Genomic DNA, 19,471 nt, shown 5'->3' with positions numbered 1-19,471 from the left:
TTAACCTTCGTAAAGTTGACGCAGTGGTTCAGTAATTACCATGTTTGCATCATCAATTAACTTGCCCATGGCCTTTTCACGTTCCATTAAAACCTTGATGGCTGGCATCGTGTTCATCTTGTCGGCTAATGCTTGAGCTTCCTTCATATCATCTTGGGTAATTTCTTGCCCAGACATTTGTTTTTGCCGTAAGTCATTTTGGTTCTTTTGGAATTCAGTGAACGCCTTGTAGGATTCCTTTTCGTTTTTCAATGCATCAAAGGCATTCTTGAGGTTCGTAAATTCTTCTGATTTAACGACCGTTTCTTGCATTTTCTTAGCTTGTTCCATAATTTTATTATCTGACATAATAACTCTCCTCTTAGTTTAAGATACCCTCATTCTAACATACTAAGCGTTAAAAGCCTAACAAACTCCGCGCTTTCTGCACGGCCTTCGCCGTCAATGAACTTCCCTTATCCCAAACCTTACCGTTCAACGTTTCCGCTCGTTGGACCCAGCTAGAGTCACTGTCAGGATCAGTTGCGCGCCGTTCTCGCTGTTGCTTAGCAGCTACTAAGGACGCCGAATCCCGCACCTTAAACTGCTGCTGGTCGGTCGTTGGCAGGATTTGTTCCATTTGGTGCTTAAAGAGCGAATTAACCCCAGTTCCACTCAGATTTTCTAGATGGTGATCGGCATTGGTGCTATCGAACCCTTCCCAAGTTGCGACGACAACGTCGGGCGTGTATCCCACGATCCATTTATCCCGAGTGGCATCCGCATCGGTACTGCTATCAGCTTCGGTACTACCCGTCTTCCCGGCCACCTGATATCCAGCTGGTTTTGCCGTGGTTCCAGTTCCGTAGTTAAAGACGTCCAGCATCATACTGGTCATCTGCCGGGCCGTGTCGGGTGACATGATCTGACTGGGCGTTGCCCCCTCGTTATTAACAATCGTTTTACCGGTTGAATCCACAATTTTAGTAATGTAGAACGGCTTCGTTAATTTCCCATGGTTTGCAAAGGCCGTGTACGCCCCCGCCAACTGTTGAGGAGAAACTCCCGTCGATAAGCCTCCTAACGCAAGCGCCAGGTTATCGTCCTTTTTAGTAACCGGAAGGTTAAACTTCTGAACGGATTCGAACCCCTTGTTGACGCCAATTTGATCCAGCGTCCACACGGCTGGCGCATTTAAACTTTGGGCCAGTGCCTTATACATTGGCACCTTGCCGGTGTAAACATCGTTAATGTTTTTAGGTGTATACCGGTTTTTCCCATAGGACAACTTTTTATTTACGAGTTCGGAATCATATTTAAACCCGTTTTCCAGGGCGGGAGTGTACACCGCGAGTGGTTTCATTGTGGAGCCCGGTTGCCGTTTAATGTCCGTTGCCCGGTTAAAGCCCCGGAAGACGTCTTTATTCCGGCCCCCCACCACCGCTTGCACCCCACCTGTTTTTGGATCAACGGCCACGGAGGCCGCTTGTACCTCGGTACCATCCGCCGCATTCTGGGGGAAGAGGTTCGGATTTTTAAAGTCAGTTTGAAAACTCTGTTGTTGCTGTTGGTTCAAATTGGTATAAATTTTATACCCGTTGTTCATAATCGCTTTTTCCGATAGTCCGTACTTATTGATGGCTTCGTTAATGACGGCATCAAAATAATACGGGTACCGGTAATTATTCCCAACGTTAAAGGTGTCCTTGGTGCCTAATGGCATCGCCTGGTAAGCCTTGACCTTACTCTTTGGGATTTTATGGTTATCCGCCATTAGCTGTAATACCACGTTCCGCCGCTGCTTGGCGGCCGCCGGATGATCAATCGGATTATTGCTAGGATTTTGCAGCATTCCGGCTAACACGGCCGCGTCCTGAACGGGTAGTTCATCGGCATCCATCCCAAAGTACTTGCGTGAAGCGTCTTGAACCCCGTAGACCCCATTTCCAAAGTAAGCATTGTTCATGTACATCGTCAGAATCTGGCGCTTGGAATAAATGTTTTCAATCTCAATCGCAATGAACAGTTCTTTAAACTTCCGCGAAATGGTTTGTTGCTGTGACAAAAAGGTATTCTTGGCTAGCTGTTGGGAAATGGTACTTCCCCCACCACTAATCTGATTGCGCCCCATTAACCGGTTCGTAATGGCCAGCATCACGGCCCGGCCGTAACCTTTAACCGAAAAACCGTGTTCCCGATAGAAATTTCGGTCTTCCGTTGACAAAATCGCATCCGCCAGATGGGGAGAGATTTTATCTGCTTTTACATAGGTTCCCTTTTGGGCGTACAGTTTGCCAGCGCGGGCCCCGTCCTGATCATAAATTTCAGTTGAACGGGAAAGGTTCGCCTGTAAATCCCGGACGTGAGACGTCTTCGCTACAATCGTTAAGTAAGTTACCGAGATTAACGTCATTACAAGTACCACGATAATTAACCACCGCGTCAAATGAAAGCGGCGCCAAAACCGCCACCAATAATGCCAAATGGTGCTCAGCATGCGCTTCCACCACGGGGTTTGTTTGTCTGCTGTCATTAATCATTCTCCTCTATAAACTTATCAACAATTGTAACCTATCTAGCGCCAAAAAACAGGAGCAAGCTTCACGACCGACCAACTCCTAATCAAAAAATAAAGCCCCACGGAAACGTGGAACTTTATCATCAACCTGTTATTTGTCATTAAATTGCTGTTACAAGCGCTGTTCCCGAATCGCCTCAATCATTCCGGGTTCCGGAGCTCGGTCAATTACCGTTTCATCATTAACCCCCCGGAACCGCTTAACAATGATATCTGAAAATTCTGAAACCACCTGTTTTGGATAGGTTGGATAGTGATCCCGAGCTTCCTCTACCTGCTGTAAATGATCGTTTTGGAAGCAAACCGTGACCTCGGGATGTTCATCCACCCACTTCGGGAAAAAGATTACCCCGTGGGTTCGATTCTGGTTTGGCATCAGATCAAGGGAAACATCGGTCCCCGTCGGTTCAGTCCACGCCATTTTGAAAACACCGGGAACTAACTCGACGAGCTCGACTGGTTGGTCTTTGACCCACCGACCGCCGACCATGCCACTGTGAATCCGATAGTCAATCGTCGTTGCATTTTTAACGTACAGTTCATAATCCCAACCATTGGCGTAGGTGTAAATTAGCTGCATCCCCACCAAGTCATTCAAATGATTAATCGTTTCTGGCATCTGCAAACTCCTCCAAACTACTAACATCATTGACGCTTTCATTATAACGCTTTTTGCTTGTCCTGCCAGATAAGTTAAGAAAAATCATTAGTTAGTTTCAGGATCAAACAAACATCCTACATTTCGTCCGGTGCTTGCACCCCTAAGAGCCGCAAAGATTCCTTTAGAATCAGCGACACACTTTTAACCAGCGCTAACCGGGCATCCAGTTGGTCATCTGGAGTCAAAATTTTGGTGTGAGCATAGTACTTATTAAAGGCCTTAGCGAGGCGCAGGGAATACTTAGCAATGACCGATGGTTCAAATTCAGCGTTCGCTTTTTTGACAACCGCTGGAAAGGCCTGCAGTAGTTTAATGATTTCCCACGCTTCGGCGCCACTGAGGCGGTGTTGGCCCGCTGCATAATCACGATCCTGAGCCTTAGCAAGCACACTTTCAGCTCGCGCATGCGCATATTGAACGTAGGGACCAGTTTCTCCTTCAAACTTCAGCTGTTCGTTCAGGTTAAAGTCGATGCTGTCAATTCGCGCGTTCTTGAGGTCACCAAAAATAACGGCTCCCACCCCAACTTCTTCAGCAACCTGTTCCTTATTAGCGAGGTTCGGATTTTTTTCACTAATTTGTTGTTGGGCCATCTTCACGGATTCATCTAAAACTTCGTTCAACAACACAATGTTTCCGTGTCGCGTCGAGAGTTTCTTCCCGTTGACCGTAATCAAACCAAACGGAACATGGTGCAAGCCGGCTGCGGACTGTAAGCCCATCTTTTGGAGCACCGCCTTCAACTGCTTGAAGTAGTAAGTTTGTTCTGAACCGACCACGTATAAGTTCATAACCGGATGATACGTCTCGTCCCGATAGATGGCCGTCGCAATATCTCGAGTTACGTACAGAGAGGCGCCATCTGATTTCAGAATTAAAGCCGGGTTCAAGTCTTGATCACTCAAGTCAACCACGGAGGCTCCCTGCGACTTTTCTAACAATCCATCCTGTTTAAGGGTGTCGACTACGGATTGGAGCTTATCGTTATAGAACGATTCCCCGTTGTAAGTATCAAAATCAACGCCGAGTTTACGGTACGTCTGGTTAAAGGCTTCCAGTGAAACCTCCCGGAACCATTGCCACAACTTAACGGCTTCCGGATCGCCATCCTCTAACTTCTTAAACCATTCACGAGCCTCATCATCTAACTCTGGTTCTTGTTCGTCACGTTCGTGGAATTCCACGTAGTACTTCACGAGGTAGTGAATTGGATCGCGCTTAACGTCCTCCTCATTCCCCCACTTTAAGTAGGCCGTGATTAACTTCCCAAACTGTGTTCCCCAATCACCAAGGTGATTATCTTTGATGGGCCGGTAGCCATTTTTAGTTAGAATCTTTGCGATTGAATTACCAATCACCGTCGACCGCAAGTGCCCCATAGACATCGGTTTCGCAATGTTTGGAGAAGACATGTCAATGGTAACCACCCCGTTGTTTCCATCATGATTATCCCCGTAGTGATCCCGTTCGGTTAACACCGTCTCTAATACTTCTTCACTAACCTGTTCCTGATTCAGGAAAAAGTTAACGTAGGGTCCAGCTGCCACCACCTTGGCAAAGGCGGCCGTTTTAATGCTAGCCGCAATGTGCTCCGCAATTTCCTTCGGATTTTGGTGTAAATGCTGGGCCAACATGAACGCTGGAAAGGCTAAATCACCGTTTTGGGCGGTTTTGGGAATTTCAACCTTAGCATAAATTTCAGCTGAACTAACTTGATTATCGATTGCTTCTGCAACTGTATCTGCAACTAATTGTTTATAATCCATTTTTTCACTCCTTAAAATAAAAAAACTCCTACATTAAAACGTAATGTAAGAGACGAGAAGCCCGCGGTACCACTCTAATTGGTTAGAACCCACTTGATTAATTAATGTTAATCCCTAAAAAGCACGCCTTCACATCTCTAACTTGCTTAGCTTACACCATCCTAAGCTCGCTTGTAAGTTTCAAAGTTACTACTCTTTTATCAACGGGACAAAAGCGGGTGACGGGAATCGAACCCGCGACGCAAGCTTGGGAAGCTTGAATTTTACCACTAAACTACACCCGCAATACAAATAAGATTATAACACGTTCTGGAACTAATGTCATTACCGTTTTCTAGGTATGGTAAAATTAAGGGACTGAGGAGGTTAATTGATGTTAATTTTATTGCTTTTAATCAGTTGGGGACTCTTACTGATAGCTACGGTGCGAGGCATCCTAATTCACCAGGACAAACAGGTTGTCAAAGCCCTCATTATTTGTCGCTGCTTGTACCTTGTGATCCTTGTGTTAGAAGTCCTGTTGGGCTTCCAACAATTTGCTCACCATCCTGGGTTAGTCAGTGCGAGCTTTATCATGACAGTGGTCGCCGTTTCCCTAATCGACATTACCTTTCAACGCAAGTTTATGGGAATGCTTTCCATCGCGGTGGCTGGTGCCACGCTGATCAGTATTGTAATTGCCATCTGCTTGCTAATCCCATTCTTGTAATTACCCGTTTGATAAACTTACTTATAAATAAAAAAACTCCGTAAATTAGTTATTCCTAACTTACGGAGTTTTTTAGTTCGAATTATTCTGCTTGCTGCCGGTTGCGAGCGGCTAAAGCTAGGCGAATCGATTCATCAACGAGTTCTCCCTGAGCATCAATCACCGGAAAGCCAGCGTTACCAGCGCGTTGTTCGGCAACCGAAATCTCGGTGCACCCTAAAATCACGACGTCACACCCTAACTCATCTACCATCTGTTGCAAAATATGGTGATACCGGTCCGGATTCACGTGGTTCTGCGCCTTCACGTCATCATAAATCAGCGTCATCGTTTCCGCTGCAATGGCGGGGGTTGGCATTACAAACTCATACCCCGCTGCTTTGATGGGGAGTTCATAAACTTGGTCCTTCAAAGTTCCATCCGTAGCGATTAAGCCCACCCGCCGTGCCGTCGGAAATTTCGCCGCTACCGCCGCAATGGCAAGGTTCGGCATGTGAAGAATCGGAATGTCAGTTAAGGACTGCAGTTGTTCGTAAAAATAGTGGGCCGTGTTACATGGCAACGCAAAGAATTCTGGTCCCAGCTGACTTTGCTGGCGAACGTCCTCTGCCAATGGAATTAACGGATTCGGGGCCGTTTCGGGATCAACAATAAAAGCCGTCCGATCGGGAACCGTGGCGTGATTGACCAAAATATAGTTTAAATACTCCTGGTCAGAATGCGCCGGGGTTCTTTCATTCAATAAGTGAATATAGGCTTCCGTTGCCTCGGTCCCCATTCCTCCTAAAATCGTAAAAAAATCTTTCATTGGTCATCATCCTTTTTCTAAGTGAAAGTATTTGGCAAAACTTTGCGCATACTTATGATCCATCCACTTCCACAGTAACCAGCGGAGGAAGTTCGCATCCTTTCGATACCAAAAGGTCGTCCCGTAATCCCCGCGTCGAATCAAATCCACGGCGGTCGCTTTATCCTGGTTCTTGCGCGCATACTGTTTAAAGGTCCGTTTGGAAACTCCCAACCAGAGTTGCCACTGAGTGGGGTCTTGATTGCCGAGCACCAGGGGTTGATCACTTAAATTATCTAACACGTAGTCATCAACGAGGTACTGGGCTAAATTACAACCGTTTAAAGTAACGTAAAAACTACTCCGACCCTGGCGGAGGTTGATTTCAAACACCTTATACGTATGGTCGCGTTCGTCCCACTTTAAGTCAAAATCCGCATAGCCTACGTACTCAATTTGTTCTAAAAATTGTTGCAATTGCTGGTAAATGGCTTCATTGTACTCCGGCAAAATAGCCACGTAGTTCCCAATTGCACCAGGAGCCGGATCCTCTAACAGCGGATGCCCCAGATTCATCATTTTAACCTGGTGATGGCGGTCAACGTAGGCATTGACAACCCGCATGTTACTATCGTCACCCGGGATAAAGTCCTGAACAATCACATCTGACTGGTAGCCGTTATCAAAAATTTTGCCAATCACCGTCCGGTATTCGGCTTCATTATGAATGATAAACGCCTTCTTACGCCCTTCAAACCGAATGTCTAACCACTCAACACTATTGGCAGGCTTGACTGCCACTGGGTAGCCAAAGGGTTGCGCAATCTGATGCTTATGATAATCCGCTTTGGAAATGATTTTAGTTCCTGGATAAGGTAACCCATATTGATCACATAACTGATAAAAACTTTCTTTATTATTCAACTGTTTTAAAAGCTGGTAATCAACGTAGGGGCAAATGAAAACATCCTCTAGTTCGGCCTTATGTTTCGCAATTAGTTCCGCATACCCATCACTACATCCAATTAAAATAACCGGTTCGTTGTGGCTTGCGTACTCCTGTTTCAACTTCTTCATTTCCGTGATCCACGCCGGATCCTCACTAAAACCAGGAACCAAAGTTAAATCGACGATCTTAGAAAAGCGAGTAGGCGCGAGTTGCTGTTCGGCAATCGCCCGCACTGGCTGTCCATATAACGCATAAAAAGACCGCGCCATTCCGTAAACGTTAAAGTCACTCCCTAATAAAATGGGAGTGAAATTTGGTACTGTAGATTTCATCTCTTTTTCCTTCCCACCTTGATCGCGGTGTTTTCGGGTCACTTAGTCCTGACCATCGTCCGCGTCAAGCAATTGTTGCACGATCGTTGAATCAGTTGGATAAGGAAGATCAACGCCGTTAACTTTTTGGTAAGGATCTTGCCCCTTACCTAGAACCACAATTATATCATTTGGAGTGCCCATCTGGATTGCTTTTTGAATCGCTTTTTTACGATCGAGTTCGTAATAAACTTGCACCCGGTCGTGATTAATGTGCTGATCAATGGCTTTCGCAATCGTTAAGGGGTCTTCAAACCCCGGATCATCGGTGGTTAAAATCGCCACGTCGGCTTCTTCACTCAGGGCCTTGCCAAACCCTTCGCGGCGATCAATCCCCTTATTGCCGGGGCTTCCAACTACTGCAATCGTTTTACCGCTGGGCGCCTGGGTCTTTAAGAACTGCAGCAGGGCCTTGGTACTCGCATAGTTATGGGCATAGTCGACGTAAATGGTCCCATGGTCGGCACTGACGTAGCGTTCCATCCGTCCCGGAATCTGGGTGGATGCCAGTCCTGCTAATAGTTGTTCCCGGGTAAAGCCCGCCAACCCCGCGTTAATGATGGCATCGACGGCGTTTGTTTCGTTATAATCACCCGGAATTCCAATTTGATACTTACCATCTAAGTGGAGCGCCTGGGCGTGCTTGGTCAAACTCCGCAGGTAAATTTCGTTGTCCGTCAAGGTATCTGCTTCACTGTCAAAGGTAAAGTCCAACTGAACCGGTAACTCAGTCTGCGTCCCGTTTCTGGCATATAAATACAGATTCTCAGGGGCAGTCGTCGCCTTCGCCGCAAAGTAAACGTCCTGGAGGTGGTTAGTTGCCGCATTAATCACCACATGGTGCGAGTTGACCACGAGTTGTTCCTTGCAGTGTAAGTAATTTGCAAACGTCGGATGTTCGTTTTCACCGACGTGGTCGGGGGAAATATTTAAAAATGACCCGTAGTTAAAGGCTAAATTATAAACCCGATTTTTTAAGTACGCCTGGGAGGACACTTCCATTACTAAAAAGCGCATTCCTCGATCTACGGCCGTACGCATGTTTTTAAATAAATCTAAGGATTCTGGGGTCGTTAATGCTGATTTAAACGTATCTTCTGGATCTGGTCCTAAAATTGTGTTGACCGTTGAAAACAAAGCTGTTTTACCATTGGTCGCAGCATTAATCGCTTCGCGCAAAAAGTAGGCCGTGGTGGTTTTCCCCTTGGTCCCCGTAATTGCAAAGAGCTCTAATTCATTTTGCGGAAAAGCAAAGAAGGCCGCTGCTAATAGGGCCATCGCTTTTTGCACGTCCGTTACCACAAATTCTGTGAGTTGCGAATCCGCTCCTTGGGGCTGCTCCGTGACAAATCCAGTTGCTCCCGCAGCAATTGCTGTGGTTAGGTAAGCTGGTTTGAAATTTCCCTTACAAAAAAAAAGCGTGTCGACTTGAACATCCCGAGAATCATAACTAACGTACGCAAACGTTGCCTGATTTTCGGATCCCCGCACTTCCTGCAATAATTGGTGTTCTTGTAATAAGTTAATAATTTCCGCCGTGCTCAACATCAATCTACTTACCCCATTTTACTTTCCGTTTAATCCCCCACGAGAATTCGTGGTTCGTTGGTTATCCTTGTTATGAACCCTTTCAATTCTAGCAAAAAAAGCCCGGACTGACAAAAAAGGGAAAGCAGTAACTAACACTGCTTTCCCTTTTTTGTCTCAATTAATTTAATTGGCTGGAATCTAGTTCGTCGAGCTTCTTCGAAATACTATAAAGCCCTTCCATTGCTTCGTTCACGTCATCCTTATCCAAACCTAGGACCTTAAAGACATCGGCAACGTGGTCGCGAATCTTATCACGCATTTCTTCTGCGTATGGGGTCAAGGAAACGTTTACCACTCGTTCGTCTTCCGTGGAACGGTGCTTGGTAATCCAACCTTTTTTACCCAAGCGTTTCAACAAGGGCGTCAACGTTCCACTATCCAAATCAATGCTTTGGCCCAGTTGATGCACTGTGATTGGAGAATATTCCCACAATACAATCATTACCAAGTATTGCGGATACGTCAGCCCAAAGTTTTTCAGAACTTCTTGGTAAAAGTGATTAAACTTTTTATTGGTACTATAAATTGCAAAACATAGTTGACTCTTGATGTCATCCAATTCTTCGTTAGACAAATAAACGTTACTTTCACGCGGTTTTTCGTTTTCTGCTTTCATCTTGATCCCTTTTCTTTCCATTTTATTTTTATCTCAATGACTGAACTATGCTACAGTCATGCTTCCGTTAAACTAGAATAGTGTGGCTCATCACTCCCATTGCGTTTAACAACTTGTGCTCAATTGGTTTTATGTTACTACACATTCGTATAAAAAAGAAGTAGAAAATTCTATTTATTTTATTTTTTCATGTGGTATAATAGTGGTATGCCCTGGTGGCGGAACTGGCAGACGCGCAGCGTTCAGGTCGCTGTTTGATTTTATCAAGTGCGAGTTCGAATCTCGCCCAGGGCACTCATGAAGGAGTAATGCTTAGCATTGCTCCTTTTTTTATGCAAAAAATCATGACAGTTCCACCATACTAGGGGAAATCATCACTTTGATCCGTCATTTTGTCACCCTCTAGTTAAATTATAAAATTCAATTACATCTACTCCGATGCAGATTAATTTCCGATTCCCCTAGATTTGTCCCCTTTCACAATTAAACACACTCACCATTTAAATAACCACACTCACATTATCTCTTATATTATATTATAATAATAAAAAATAGCAACCCAAACTTTTTGTTCTGCCACTAGCTTTTACACCAGTAATTTTTTGAAACAGTTATTACTTGCTTAATGTTAATGCAAATTGTGCAAAATCATTTAGTTAACTAATGACTTATGTAATAATACCACTAGTTGCTAATCAATGTTTTACTTCGTAATAATCCATAAGTGTTTAAGATTAAATTGATTAATTCTAACAGGAGGTTCCTATGAAAAATCCAACGTCTAAAAACACGCCGCTCTTAGTTGAATCATTGGTGGTTGGTGGGTTAGGGCTTTGTTTGCAAGCCGTCGCCCTCACCGGATTAACGTATTGGTCCCTTACCCATACCACTGATAAGCACACCTCTAAAAAGTGACAGAAAAGGAGAATTTGTAATGGAAAGTTTACTGGTTTTCATTGGAGGGATCATTGGCGGTGGCCTACGCATTGGATTAACCGATTCATTACCCACCCTTAGTTTTCCCTACGTAACCCTGATAATTAACTTAGTCGGCGCCTTCGTGCTTCCAGTTTGGAATAATTACTGGGCCATTAAATGGAATTGTCAGCCCAACCTGCGCAAGGGAATTGGCGTGGGCGTCATTGGTTCCTTTACCACCTTTTCTGGAATCATGTTGGATAGCAGTCATCTCATCATGAACCACCAGTTTCAGTCATTACTGATTTATCTGGCAATCACCATCGTTGGGGGTTTCTTGTTAGCCATCCTAGGTGACCAGTGGTCAAATCGATTACGCGAACAGGAGGGAATTTAAATGTTTTTCACGCTCATCTTTGGTAGTGGCCTCGGTGCCCTTAGTCGTTCGACAATCACTAACCATCTAAAAGCTCACCGGTTAGGTCAATTTTCTACTCTAAGCGTTAATCTCATTGGTTGTCTCATTGGTGGAATGTTATTGGGTGTTAACCCCACTTCCCTATTCGCAACCCTGTTTCTGGGCTTTATCGGCGGGTTTACGACCTACTCCACTTTTAACGGTGAATTAGCCGACCTTTACTTTCAACGGCAGTACGGGCGTTGTTTGGGCTATTTATTAGTAAGTTATGGCGGAGGCCTGTTAGCTTGCTACCTGGGCTACTTGCTGATTTAACTACAGATAGCTAAGGACCACATGCTTGGTGGCAAGCTCGTTCTTAATTTTATTTACATTAAGCAAAAATCCTCTAAGTAACTAGATAGCTACTTAGAGGATTTTTTTAGACCATCATTTCAAAAAAATAAATGAAGATCCTTCTAATTGTTATAATGGTATCAGTAAAAATTTGATGATTTCACATAAATTTGAGGAATAAAATGAAAAGTTGGCCCTGGGAAAAAATAAAAATTATTTATAATGCTACCATCATTAGCTTAGCCATTATTTCGTTAGTGTTAACGTTATTAAATTTCGCTGATGTAATTAGTTTAGTAAACGAACCATACCAAGCGATTGACTTTATCATTTGGATTGCATTTATTTTTGACTACGTTAGTGGTTTATTAATTTCCAAAAATAAATGGACCTTTTTCAAAACTCATTTATTTGATTTGTTAGCAATCATTCCAGCCAATCTGTTTTCTACATTCAAGCTCTTCAAAGCCGCTAAATTAACAAAATTTATTAGACTATTTAAATTTATTGGTGTATTTGGCAAATTAAAAACCAGATTAACCAAATTTCTAAAAACCAATGGGTTTATTTATCTGCTAGGGGTTTGTTTAATTATTCTAGTGATTTCGGCTGTTATCTATTCCTTCTCTGAAAAAATTTCATTCGACAACGCCTTATGGTGGTCAATTACAACATCAACAACTGTTGGATATGGAGATATTAGTCCCCACACTAAAATTGGAAAAATTATCGCAATCATCTTAATGTTAGTAGGAGTCGGCTTTGTGGGAATGCTAACAAGTACACTCACCGCTTTCTTTTCAGGAGAGCAACACAGCTCTAGTGCTGATGAAATCAGAAAGTACAAATCACTCTTAGACGATGGCATCATTACCAAAGCGGAATTTGAAGCAAAGAAAAAACAGTTACTAAACCTTTAGTGCTCCCGTTTGGAAGTTAAGAATTATCGTCCATCACGAAATAAATAATCATACAAAAAAGACGTTAGAATGAACTAACGTCTTTTTTCTTGCATGATGCTAAGTATGCCGAGAGCGGGGGTCGAACCCGCACGATCGCAATGATCACTGGATTTTGAGTCCAGCGCGTCTGCCAATTCCGCCATCTCGGCAAAAGATTGATTGAGCCAAAGGCGGTAGTCGGATTTGAACCGACGATGAAGGTTTTGCAGACCTCTGCCTTACCACTTGGCTATACCGCCAGAAAAACATTTACGTTTAAATGCCCTCTTCTTGCAGATGCAAGACAATCAAAAGGGCGGTAGGTGGGAATCGAACCCACGCGTGTCGGTACCACAAACCGATGTGTTAACCACTTCACCACTACCGCCATAACATCATAAACAGGGATAGCAGGAATCGAACCCGCATCAGCGGTTTTGGAGACCGACATACTACCGTTGTACTATATCCCTATGGTGGAGGGGAGTGGATTCGAACCACCGAACCCGAAGGAGCGGATTTACAGTCCGCCGCGTTTAGCCAGACTTCGCTACCCCTCCATAAATGGCGCGGGACAGAATCGAACTGCCGACACACGGAGCTTCAATCCGTTGCTCTACCAACTGAGCTACCGAGCCAAACCATTTATGACATTGATAATGCTATTCAATTAACGTTGCATCACTGCAACTACGGTTCGTACGAGACTCGAACTCGTGATCTCCTGCGTGACAGGCAGGCGTCTTAAACCGGACTGGACCAACGAACCAAAAATGGAAGATACAGGGATCGAACCTGTGACCTCCTGCTTGTAAGGCAGATGCTCTCCCAGCTGAGCTAATCTTCCAAAATGAGTGACCCGCACGGGATTCGAACCCATGTTACTGCCGTGAAAGGGCAGTGTCTTAACCACTTGACCAGCGGGTCATTACCGTTTACGGAGAGTGAGGGATTCGAACCCTCGAAACAGGCTTTTACCCGTTTACATCATTTCCAATGATGCTCCTTCGGCCTCTCGGACAACTCTCCATAATACTCCGACAGGCGGGCTCGAACCGTCGACAACCTGATTAACAGTCAGGTGCTCTACCAACTGAGCTATGTCGGAATAATTAAGTTTGAACTCTCAAGGCAACTTCAACAGTATACCATCAAATGAGTTAGGCTGTCAACCACTTCTTTGTTTGGAAACTCAAAATCAGTGGCGCTTAACAACATAAGTTATGTTACCAAGAAAGCTCCACCCCGTCAACACTTTTTTTATATTAAAATATCCTTAATTCGACGCTTTTCGGATTTTTATTTGCTAAAATTAAAGTAGTTAAATTTTAAGAACGGAGTTTATCATGCATTTTCTTATTGATTTCATTTTACACATCGACAAACATTTGATTTATCTCGTGAATGTCTTCGGGGACTGGACCTATTTAATCCTGTTCCTGATTATCTTCGTTGAAACGGGAGCTGTCATTCTCCCCTTTCTTCCTGGTGATTCCCTCCTCTTTGCCGCAGCGGCCCTTTCCGCTAACCCCCAATATGGCCTCAACATCTGGATCTTTGTAATTCTCTTCCTGATTGCTTCCATTTTAGGGGATTCGCTCAACTTCATGATTGGGCGTAAGGTGGGAATGAACATCACCAAAAACCGCTTTTTCGGTAGATTCATTAAGGAAAAAGACCTCGCCAAAGCCCGGTCCTTCTTCGACAAGTATGGTGCCGTAGCGATCTTTATCGCCCGCTTCATCCCAATTGTCAGAACCTTTGCCCCCTTCGTCGCTGCTAGTAGTGACTACAGCTACCGCAAGTTCATTAAGTACAACTTAGCGGCCTGCTTTGCCTGGGTAATCCTCTGCTGTGGAGGTGGCTACTTCTTCGGTAACATTCCCTTTGTTCAGGAACACTTTTCGGTGGTGGTCCTCTCCATCATCGGAATTTCCTTAATCCCAGCCGTGCTCGGTTTGTTAAAGGAACGTTTTTCCGCCAAAAAATAACGTCAAAAATAAAAAAGCACGTCCCTTACGGACGTGCTTTTTTTAGTTGATAATGTCCGATTAACAACAATCCCAGGAGTGCGAGGACGAGCGTTCCCAGCATTAAGCCACAGGCGGCGGCAAAGTATTGCTCGGGCAAGACATTGATAATTGGATCAACGCGTGGATTGAAAATCCAATCCTGATTACGAAACACCAACCGGTGAAAGTAGATAAACCAGTCTTGAAAATCAATGATAAGGAGAACCACTAGGATCCCAATGATGATTAAGGTTTTCGTAATGAGCGACTCCAAGCGCCAGATTTGTCGAAATAACCGTTGGTAGAGCGTGGCCCAGAGCACCCACCCACTGGTTGCTAAGAACACCATTTCCACGATTAGCACTAACCGTTTCACATCTTGAAAGTGCGTGCGGGCAGTTGGTGACAATCGATAGCCGGCTAATTGGAGTGTGGACTGCCACGGAAACTGGAGGTACTGAATCATCTGGTGAAAATTGTGCTGTAACAGCGGCAACGCCACGTGGTAGTGCTGTGGCAAGTGGAGCGCCACAACACAAATTCGATACAACCAGCCAGAGTTAATCCCCACTAACACTGCCCCACTAATCAACCATAGTAACAACAGCCCGTAGCTAAGGACTAGCCGGACCTCAAACTTCCCAGTCATCTAAACTCTCGATTTCATGGGTCGGGGCAACCGGCTCCTGCTTAACTTCTGTTGGTGTGGAAACTCCCGTGTACACCAGTAACGTATCAATCCCGGCCTTCATCCCGGCCTTAATGTCCGTTTGGTAGTTATCCCCCACCATCACTACCTGATCGGCTGGGAGATGCAATAACTCGATCGCATTCTTAATAATTAGGTCATTGGGTTTCCCAATTAAAACTGGTTCTACGTGAGTGGCATAGCGCAGCAAGTCGATAATCGAACCAGCGCCCGGAAGCATCCCCCGTTCAGTGGGAATTAATGCATCCGCATTCGTCCCAATAAACTGCGCTCCCTGCTGAATTGCAAGGGTGGCCTGCGCGAGTTTTTCGTACGTTACATCGTAATCAAGTGCGGCCACCACGTAAGCCGGATCAGCTTGAAATAAATCAAAACCAGCCTGGCTAATGACGGATTTTAAGCCATTTTCACCGATTACCAACGCGGTTTTCTCGCGGTGCTGCCGGTTGGCATCCTGGGCTAAATAGGCAGCGGTTGCCATCCCAGCCGTATAGACATTCTGCTCTTGAACGTAAATGTCATGGTTATCAGCTAAGTTGGCAACTACATCTGCAGGTTCCTTCGTTGTGTTATTGGTGACAAACAAAAAGGGAATGTGGTTAGCCTGTAAGCGCTGAATGAAACGTTGGGCGGCTGGAAACCGTTTTTTTCCCTGATAAATGGTTCCATCTAAATCAATTAGATAGCCACGGTACTTTTTCATTAGTTAGTCCTCACTTTTTTGCCGAATTGTAAATTGCCGCTTGCGTTTCGTTGGACCGGACTTGGCTGCCTTACCCGGGCGAGTTTGATGCCGGGGTCTCCCGGTCCGCTTGCGTTTAGCATGATTTTTCTTTTTGTCTGCGCGCGTCGCTGAGGCCGTAAAACTAGCTTTAGCGCCGACCGGGCGAGCGACGGGCTCTAAATTCTTCACAATAAAGTAGCTAGCACCCAAATTGGCAGTCTCTAACAAATAGTCCTGAATGGACCGGTACCGTAACTCTTCGGCAACGTTGCGATCATCCCGATAAAAGCCTTTGAGGCGGAGCTGACCGTACCCCCAATCTCCCACAATGTAGTCATAATGGGTAAACACCGGATTGAATTGGTTACTAAATTCCCCGAGGTCAAAGGCGTCCTGAACGTTGGTATCAATTACGTAGACGTGGCCGTTGATGTTTAACGTGTCTGCATCCACCCGTTGAATTTCTGCATACGCCGTGCGCTCGGCCTTGCGTTCGGCAATTAACGCCTCAATCTGACTATGATCCATGTGTTCCTCCTTGAATCGGATAGTGACGAGCTAGGTAGTTCGCCAACACCGTTTTTAATGTAAGTTCAAAGTAAATGTGATTTTTCCCCACAATGTCAATCGTCGGAAAAAACGGGATAAATTGATAGTGATCCAAAAGTCCAATTGTATATTCTTGGTCAGGATTGACGAGGTGATCGTGCCACATTAACTGGTGGTGCTCATTAAAATGGACTCCGGCAGCAACCAACAAGCCGAACTGCGAGCCCCGAAAGCCCATTCCCTTTTGGGGAAATGGAATCAAGAAATTTCGGTTTTTCTGCATCTCTTTCATTAGCCGCCACAAATCATATCCTGAAAGCGTGGTCTTCATTACATGAATGTTGTGGGGTAAAATGCTTTGAATTTGTTCCATGTTCACAGTTCCCGCCGGCAAATCACGTAAAAATAATCCGGTATTTAACACTGCCGCATCAACCCCAATGCTTTCCTGAACCGCCTTTAAGCCCAGCTGAATCAGGGGATTATCATCCGTAAAGGACGTGGGCACCGGAGCCGGCAACTCTGCAATTTCTTGCTTCGCTAACAATTCACGGCCATGACGCCGCCACTTGGCAACCGTTTCGGCAGCCGGGCTCTCTGGTTGCAAAGCAGGAATCGGTAGAACCCGAGCCGTCTGGTGGACGACGTGATGGTCGCTGATTTCCAGCTTAATTTCTCCCACATAGTGGCCCCACTTCTCTGCCGCGGTTAGCAGCGTGTGATTGCGCAGTTCTCCGTGGGGTAGTAAGTGATGGGTGTGACCACCCACCAAAACATCAATTTCTGGGAACTGATCGGCAACGTGGCGATCCTGATTAATCCCCAGGTGGGACAGAAGCACTAACACATCGTATTGGCCCTGCCAGTCGTGTAAACACCGTTGAATGGTTGGTACCACCGGTTCAGCTTGCCATCCCATAAAGCGAAAGGTCGGATATGGAAACGTCAACCCCATAAACCGGACACGCGTCTGATCCTTGAGTTGGTAATCTACATAGGGCTTCGTCCAGTCCGGAGCCTGACTGGTGGTGCGGTCTAAAACGTTATCTAAGACAATCGGGAAATTAGCTTGTTGGTATAACTGACTTAGTTCTTGATGCGACGTGGTTAACGCCTCGTTATTGCCAATCGTAGCGGCATGATAATGAATTTGATTTAATAATTCAATGTTAGCCTGCCCACTCGTAGCATCCGTTAGCGGTTCAAACCGATCAATGGCATCCCCATCGTCAACCCGAAGCACCGTGTATCCGTCCCGTTCCAGTTCCTGGGTGCGGTCGTGCATCAACTGGATAATTTGAGGAAAATTTTCAAAGTGGGAATGTAAATCATTCGTGTGTAAAATGGCAACTTTTGTTTTCACTTGTTTACCTCTAATCGTTAGTTTTAATCCTAATTTTATTTTACCATTGATGTTGTGCTCATTTGCAGCTAAAAACCCGTCCGTTTCCACAGAAACAGACGGGTTCAGCATTGTTAAGCAGTTTTAGTTCGGTAAAAATCAAATAAATAGAGACCGACTAACCAGACTACTGATCCGACGAGCGCAATCAGTGTTTGCATTTGAAATACTAAGATAATGGCCACAAAGATCATGAAGAAAATGGTAAAGAAGTCCGCGTACGGGAAGAACGGCATCTTAAACGTCAGCTCGCTGGTTTCAACCTGCGTTAGTTGGTTTCGATACCGATAGTGGGCCAGGACAATTAACGACCAGATGAACAGGAAGCAGGTCGTGGCAACACTTGAGATAAAATCAAAAATTCCGCTTGGTACAATGATATCCAAAATTACGGATAAGCCAATCATGACCGTGGAAAAGAAAATCGCGTTGGTCGGTAAGCCACGGTGGGATAACTTCCCGAGTTGCTTTCCGAGTTTGTTTTCAGATCCCTGGGTTAACGAGTATAGCATCCGTCCTGTAGTAAAGATGGCACTGTTACACGATGACGCAGCGGCGGTTAATACCACAAAGTTAATAATGGCTGCGGCTGGTTTGATGCCGAGTCCCTGAAAGACCTGTACAAAGGGACTTGACGATGGTGAAACGTATTGCCATGGGAAGATACACATTAAGGCAATCAACGAACCAACGTAGAAGAGAATGATTCGCACCGGGACGTCGTTAATACACTTGGGAATGATTGTTTTCGGATCTTTAGTCTCAGAGGCCGTCATCCCAATCATTTCCACCCCGACGAAACTAAAGACCACCATTTGAAAGGATAGGAAGAATCCCTTTAATCCGTTCGGAAAGAAACTGCCATTGGTCAAGTTCGAGACAGACGCATAGCCGACTGGTGTTTTGTAGTGAATTGCCACCAGTACGACCCCCGTTAAGATTAAGAGCAGGATTGCAACCACTTTAATGATGGCAAACCAGAACTCGGTCTCCCCAAAGGCCGAAACGGTGATGGAATTCATTAAAAATAAAATCACCAGCAGGAACAACCCGGTTACCCAAATCGGCAACTTGGGATACCAGAACTGCATGTATAATCCCGCTGCGGTAACTTCCGCCATCGCAATCGTAATCCAACAGACCAGGTAAGTCCATCCGGCCACAAATCCCGTTTTCGGCCCTAAATATTGTTGAATAAAATCAATAAAGGAGACGCTGTTCGTGTTGGATAATAATAATTCCCCCAACGCCCGCATCAAGAAGAAACAGGCCATCCCGGCAATTAAGTAAGCCAGAATTAACGAGGGGCCAGCGGAATGAATTGACTTTCCAGCCCCAAGGAACAGTCCAGTTCCAATGGTTCCCCCCAGCGCAATTAACTGCACATGTCGACTTTTTAAGCCCCGGTTCATTTCTGGAGCTGCTTGCGAATCTTTACTCACGACTGACACCCCTT

At 45.1% G+C, this 19,471-nt stretch carries 19 protein-coding genes and 13 tRNA genes; 7 read left to right on the top strand and 25 right to left on the bottom strand.

The window, feature by feature from the left end:
- The 5 genes from M3M35_RS00755 to M3M35_RS00735 form a co-directional block, all read right to left on the bottom strand.
- Positions 1–348 carry a YlbF family regulator gene (locus M3M35_RS00755; protein ID WP_252750119.1) on the bottom strand — a complete coding sequence of 116 codons (348 nt, stop codon included), beginning with the start codon at positions 346–348 and terminating at the stop codon, positions 1–3.
- A 49-nt stretch (positions 349–397) separates the two neighbouring features.
- Positions 398–2,512: a transglycosylase domain-containing protein gene (locus M3M35_RS00750; protein WP_252750118.1), complete on the bottom strand. Its 2,115-nt coding sequence runs from the start codon at positions 2,510–2,512 to the stop codon at positions 398–400.
- A 157-nt stretch (positions 2,513–2,669) separates the two neighbouring features.
- Positions 2,670–3,176 (bottom strand): phenolic acid decarboxylase, encoded by a 507-nt coding sequence (locus M3M35_RS00745; RefSeq protein WP_274706355.1) that lies wholly within the window; start codon positions 3,174–3,176, stop codon positions 2,670–2,672.
- A 116-nt stretch (positions 3,177–3,292) separates the two neighbouring features.
- Positions 3,293–4,984, bottom strand: a complete 1,692-nt coding sequence (gene argS, locus M3M35_RS00740) for an arginine--tRNA ligase (RefSeq protein WP_252750117.1) — start codon at positions 4,982–4,984, stop codon at positions 3,293–3,295.
- Between the two features lie 213 nt (positions 4,985–5,197).
- Positions 5,198–5,268 (bottom strand) — tRNA-Gly (locus M3M35_RS00735).
- Positions 5,269–5,357: 89 nt separating this feature from the next.
- Here M3M35_RS00735 and M3M35_RS00730 point away from each other — a divergent pair.
- Entirely contained in the window at positions 5,358–5,693 is a 336-nt protein-coding gene (locus M3M35_RS00730; RefSeq protein WP_252750116.1) for a DUF1516 family protein, read from the top strand.
- Positions 5,694–5,775: 82 nt separating this feature from the next.
- Here the strand turns inward: M3M35_RS00730 and M3M35_RS00725 are convergent, their stop codons facing one another.
- The 4 genes from M3M35_RS00725 to M3M35_RS00710 all read right to left on the bottom strand — a co-directional run bounded on the left by M3M35_RS00725 (position 5,776) and on the right by M3M35_RS00710 (position 10,027).
- Entirely contained in the window at positions 5,776–6,501 is a 726-nt protein-coding gene (locus M3M35_RS00725) for an aspartate/glutamate racemase family protein (protein WP_252750115.1), read from the bottom strand.
- A 6-nt stretch (positions 6,502–6,507) separates the two neighbouring features.
- A complete protein-coding gene (locus M3M35_RS00720) occupies positions 6,508–7,761 on the bottom strand; it encodes a carboxylate--amine ligase (protein ID WP_252750114.1) in 1,254 nt (417 codons plus the stop codon).
- Between the two features lie 42 nt (positions 7,762–7,803).
- Positions 7,804–9,351 carry a UDP-N-acetylmuramoyl-L-alanyl-D-glutamate--2,6-diaminopimelate ligase gene (locus M3M35_RS00715; RefSeq protein WP_420842384.1) on the bottom strand — a complete coding sequence of 516 codons (1,548 nt, stop codon included), beginning with the start codon at positions 9,349–9,351 and terminating at the stop codon, positions 7,804–7,806.
- Between the two features lie 157 nt (positions 9,352–9,508).
- The gene (locus M3M35_RS00710; protein WP_252750113.1) at positions 9,509–10,027 is read right to left on the bottom strand and encodes a MarR family winged helix-turn-helix transcriptional regulator; all 519 of its coding nucleotides are present in this window, start codon (positions 10,025–10,027) and stop codon (positions 9,509–9,511) included.
- Positions 10,028–10,215: 188 nt separating this feature from the next.
- Between M3M35_RS00710 and M3M35_RS00705 the strand changes: the two genes are divergently transcribed.
- From M3M35_RS00705 to M3M35_RS00685, 5 genes are all read left to right on the top strand, one after another.
- Positions 10,216–10,300 (top strand) — tRNA-Leu (locus M3M35_RS00705).
- Between the two features lie 471 nt (positions 10,301–10,771).
- The gene (locus M3M35_RS00700; protein WP_252750112.1) at positions 10,772–10,921 is read left to right on the top strand and encodes a hypothetical protein; all 150 of its coding nucleotides are present in this window, start codon (positions 10,772–10,774) and stop codon (positions 10,919–10,921) included.
- A gap of 19 nt (positions 10,922–10,940) precedes the next feature.
- The gene (locus M3M35_RS00695) at positions 10,941–11,321 is read left to right on the top strand and encodes a fluoride efflux transporter FluC (RefSeq protein ID WP_252750111.1); all 381 of its coding nucleotides are present in this window, start codon (positions 10,941–10,943) and stop codon (positions 11,319–11,321) included.
- Positions 11,322–11,657 carry a fluoride efflux transporter FluC gene (locus M3M35_RS00690; protein ID WP_252750110.1) on the top strand — a complete coding sequence of 112 codons (336 nt, stop codon included), beginning with the start codon at positions 11,322–11,324 and terminating at the stop codon, positions 11,655–11,657.
- 203 nt (positions 11,658–11,860) lie between these two features.
- Positions 11,861–12,598, top strand: a complete 738-nt coding sequence (locus M3M35_RS00685; protein ID WP_252750109.1) for an ion channel — start codon at positions 11,861–11,863, stop codon at positions 12,596–12,598.
- Between the two features lie 106 nt (positions 12,599–12,704).
- Here the strand turns inward: M3M35_RS00685 and M3M35_RS00680 are convergent.
- From M3M35_RS00680 to M3M35_RS00630, 11 genes are all read right to left on the bottom strand, one after another.
- A tRNA-Leu gene (locus tag M3M35_RS00680) sits at positions 12,705–12,789 on the bottom strand.
- A 19-nt stretch (positions 12,790–12,808) separates the two neighbouring features.
- Positions 12,809–12,879: transfer RNA gene (locus M3M35_RS00675), tRNA-Cys, on the bottom strand.
- Positions 12,880–12,934: 55 nt separating this feature from the next.
- Positions 12,935–13,007: transfer RNA gene (locus M3M35_RS00670), tRNA-His, on the bottom strand.
- A 14-nt stretch (positions 13,008–13,021) separates the two neighbouring features.
- Positions 13,022–13,092 (bottom strand) — tRNA-Trp (locus tag M3M35_RS00665).
- A gap of 1 nt (position 13,093) precedes the next feature.
- Positions 13,094–13,179 (bottom strand) — tRNA-Tyr (locus tag M3M35_RS00660).
- A gap of 5 nt (positions 13,180–13,184) precedes the next feature.
- Positions 13,185–13,257: transfer RNA gene (locus M3M35_RS00655), tRNA-Phe, on the bottom strand.
- Between the two features lie 55 nt (positions 13,258–13,312).
- Positions 13,313–13,388 (bottom strand) — tRNA-Asp (locus tag M3M35_RS00650).
- A gap of 5 nt (positions 13,389–13,393) precedes the next feature.
- A tRNA-Val gene (locus M3M35_RS00645) sits at positions 13,394–13,466 on the bottom strand.
- 8 nt (positions 13,467–13,474) lie between these two features.
- A tRNA-Glu gene (locus M3M35_RS00640) sits at positions 13,475–13,546 on the bottom strand.
- An 11-nt stretch (positions 13,547–13,557) separates the two neighbouring features.
- Positions 13,558–13,648, bottom strand: a tRNA-Ser gene (locus M3M35_RS00635).
- Between the two features lie 6 nt (positions 13,649–13,654).
- Positions 13,655–13,727: transfer RNA gene (locus M3M35_RS00630), tRNA-Asn, on the bottom strand.
- 238 nt (positions 13,728–13,965) lie between these two features.
- Here M3M35_RS00630 and M3M35_RS00625 point away from each other — a divergent pair.
- Entirely contained in the window at positions 13,966–14,610 is a 645-nt protein-coding gene (locus M3M35_RS00625) for a VTT domain-containing protein (protein ID WP_252750108.1), read from the top strand.
- Between the two features lie 25 nt (positions 14,611–14,635).
- On the opposite strand, the gene M3M35_RS00620 is transcribed toward M3M35_RS00625, so the two are convergent.
- Genes M3M35_RS00620 through M3M35_RS00600 form a run of 5 tightly spaced genes read right to left on the bottom strand, consistent with a single transcriptional unit; the run spans position 14,636 to position 19,427 of the window.
- Positions 14,636–15,280, bottom strand: coding sequence for a TIGR01906 family membrane protein (locus tag M3M35_RS00620; RefSeq protein WP_252750107.1), 645 nt, complete (start codon positions 15,278–15,280; stop codon positions 14,636–14,638).
- Positions 15,264–16,043, bottom strand: a complete 780-nt coding sequence (locus M3M35_RS00615) for a TIGR01457 family HAD-type hydrolase (protein ID WP_252750106.1) — start codon at positions 16,041–16,043, stop codon at positions 15,264–15,266. Before M3M35_RS00615 ends, M3M35_RS00620 begins: the two co-directional genes overlap by 17 nt.
- A 3-nt stretch (positions 16,044–16,046) precedes the next feature.
- Entirely contained in the window at positions 16,047–16,592 is a 546-nt protein-coding gene (locus M3M35_RS00610) for a YutD family protein (protein ID WP_252750105.1), read from the bottom strand.
- Positions 16,582–18,087 (bottom strand): bifunctional metallophosphatase/5'-nucleotidase, encoded by a 1,506-nt coding sequence (locus M3M35_RS00605; RefSeq protein WP_252750104.1) that lies wholly within the window; start codon positions 18,085–18,087, stop codon positions 16,582–16,584. The genes M3M35_RS00610 and M3M35_RS00605 overlap by 11 nt, the downstream gene beginning before the upstream one ends.
- Before the next feature lie 2 nt (positions 18,088–18,089).
- On the bottom strand, positions 18,090–19,427 hold the full coding sequence (locus tag M3M35_RS00600) for an amino acid permease (protein WP_252750660.1): 1,338 nt from the start codon (positions 19,425–19,427) through the stop codon (positions 18,090–18,092).
- Between the last annotated feature and the right edge of the window lie 44 nt (positions 19,428–19,471).

It is taken from the genome of Fructilactobacillus myrtifloralis, assembly GCF_024029335.1.
GTDB lineage: Bacteria > Bacillota > Bacilli > Lactobacillales > Lactobacillaceae > Fructilactobacillus > Fructilactobacillus myrtifloralis.
This window is presented reverse-complemented; position numbering and strand designations above follow the sequence as displayed.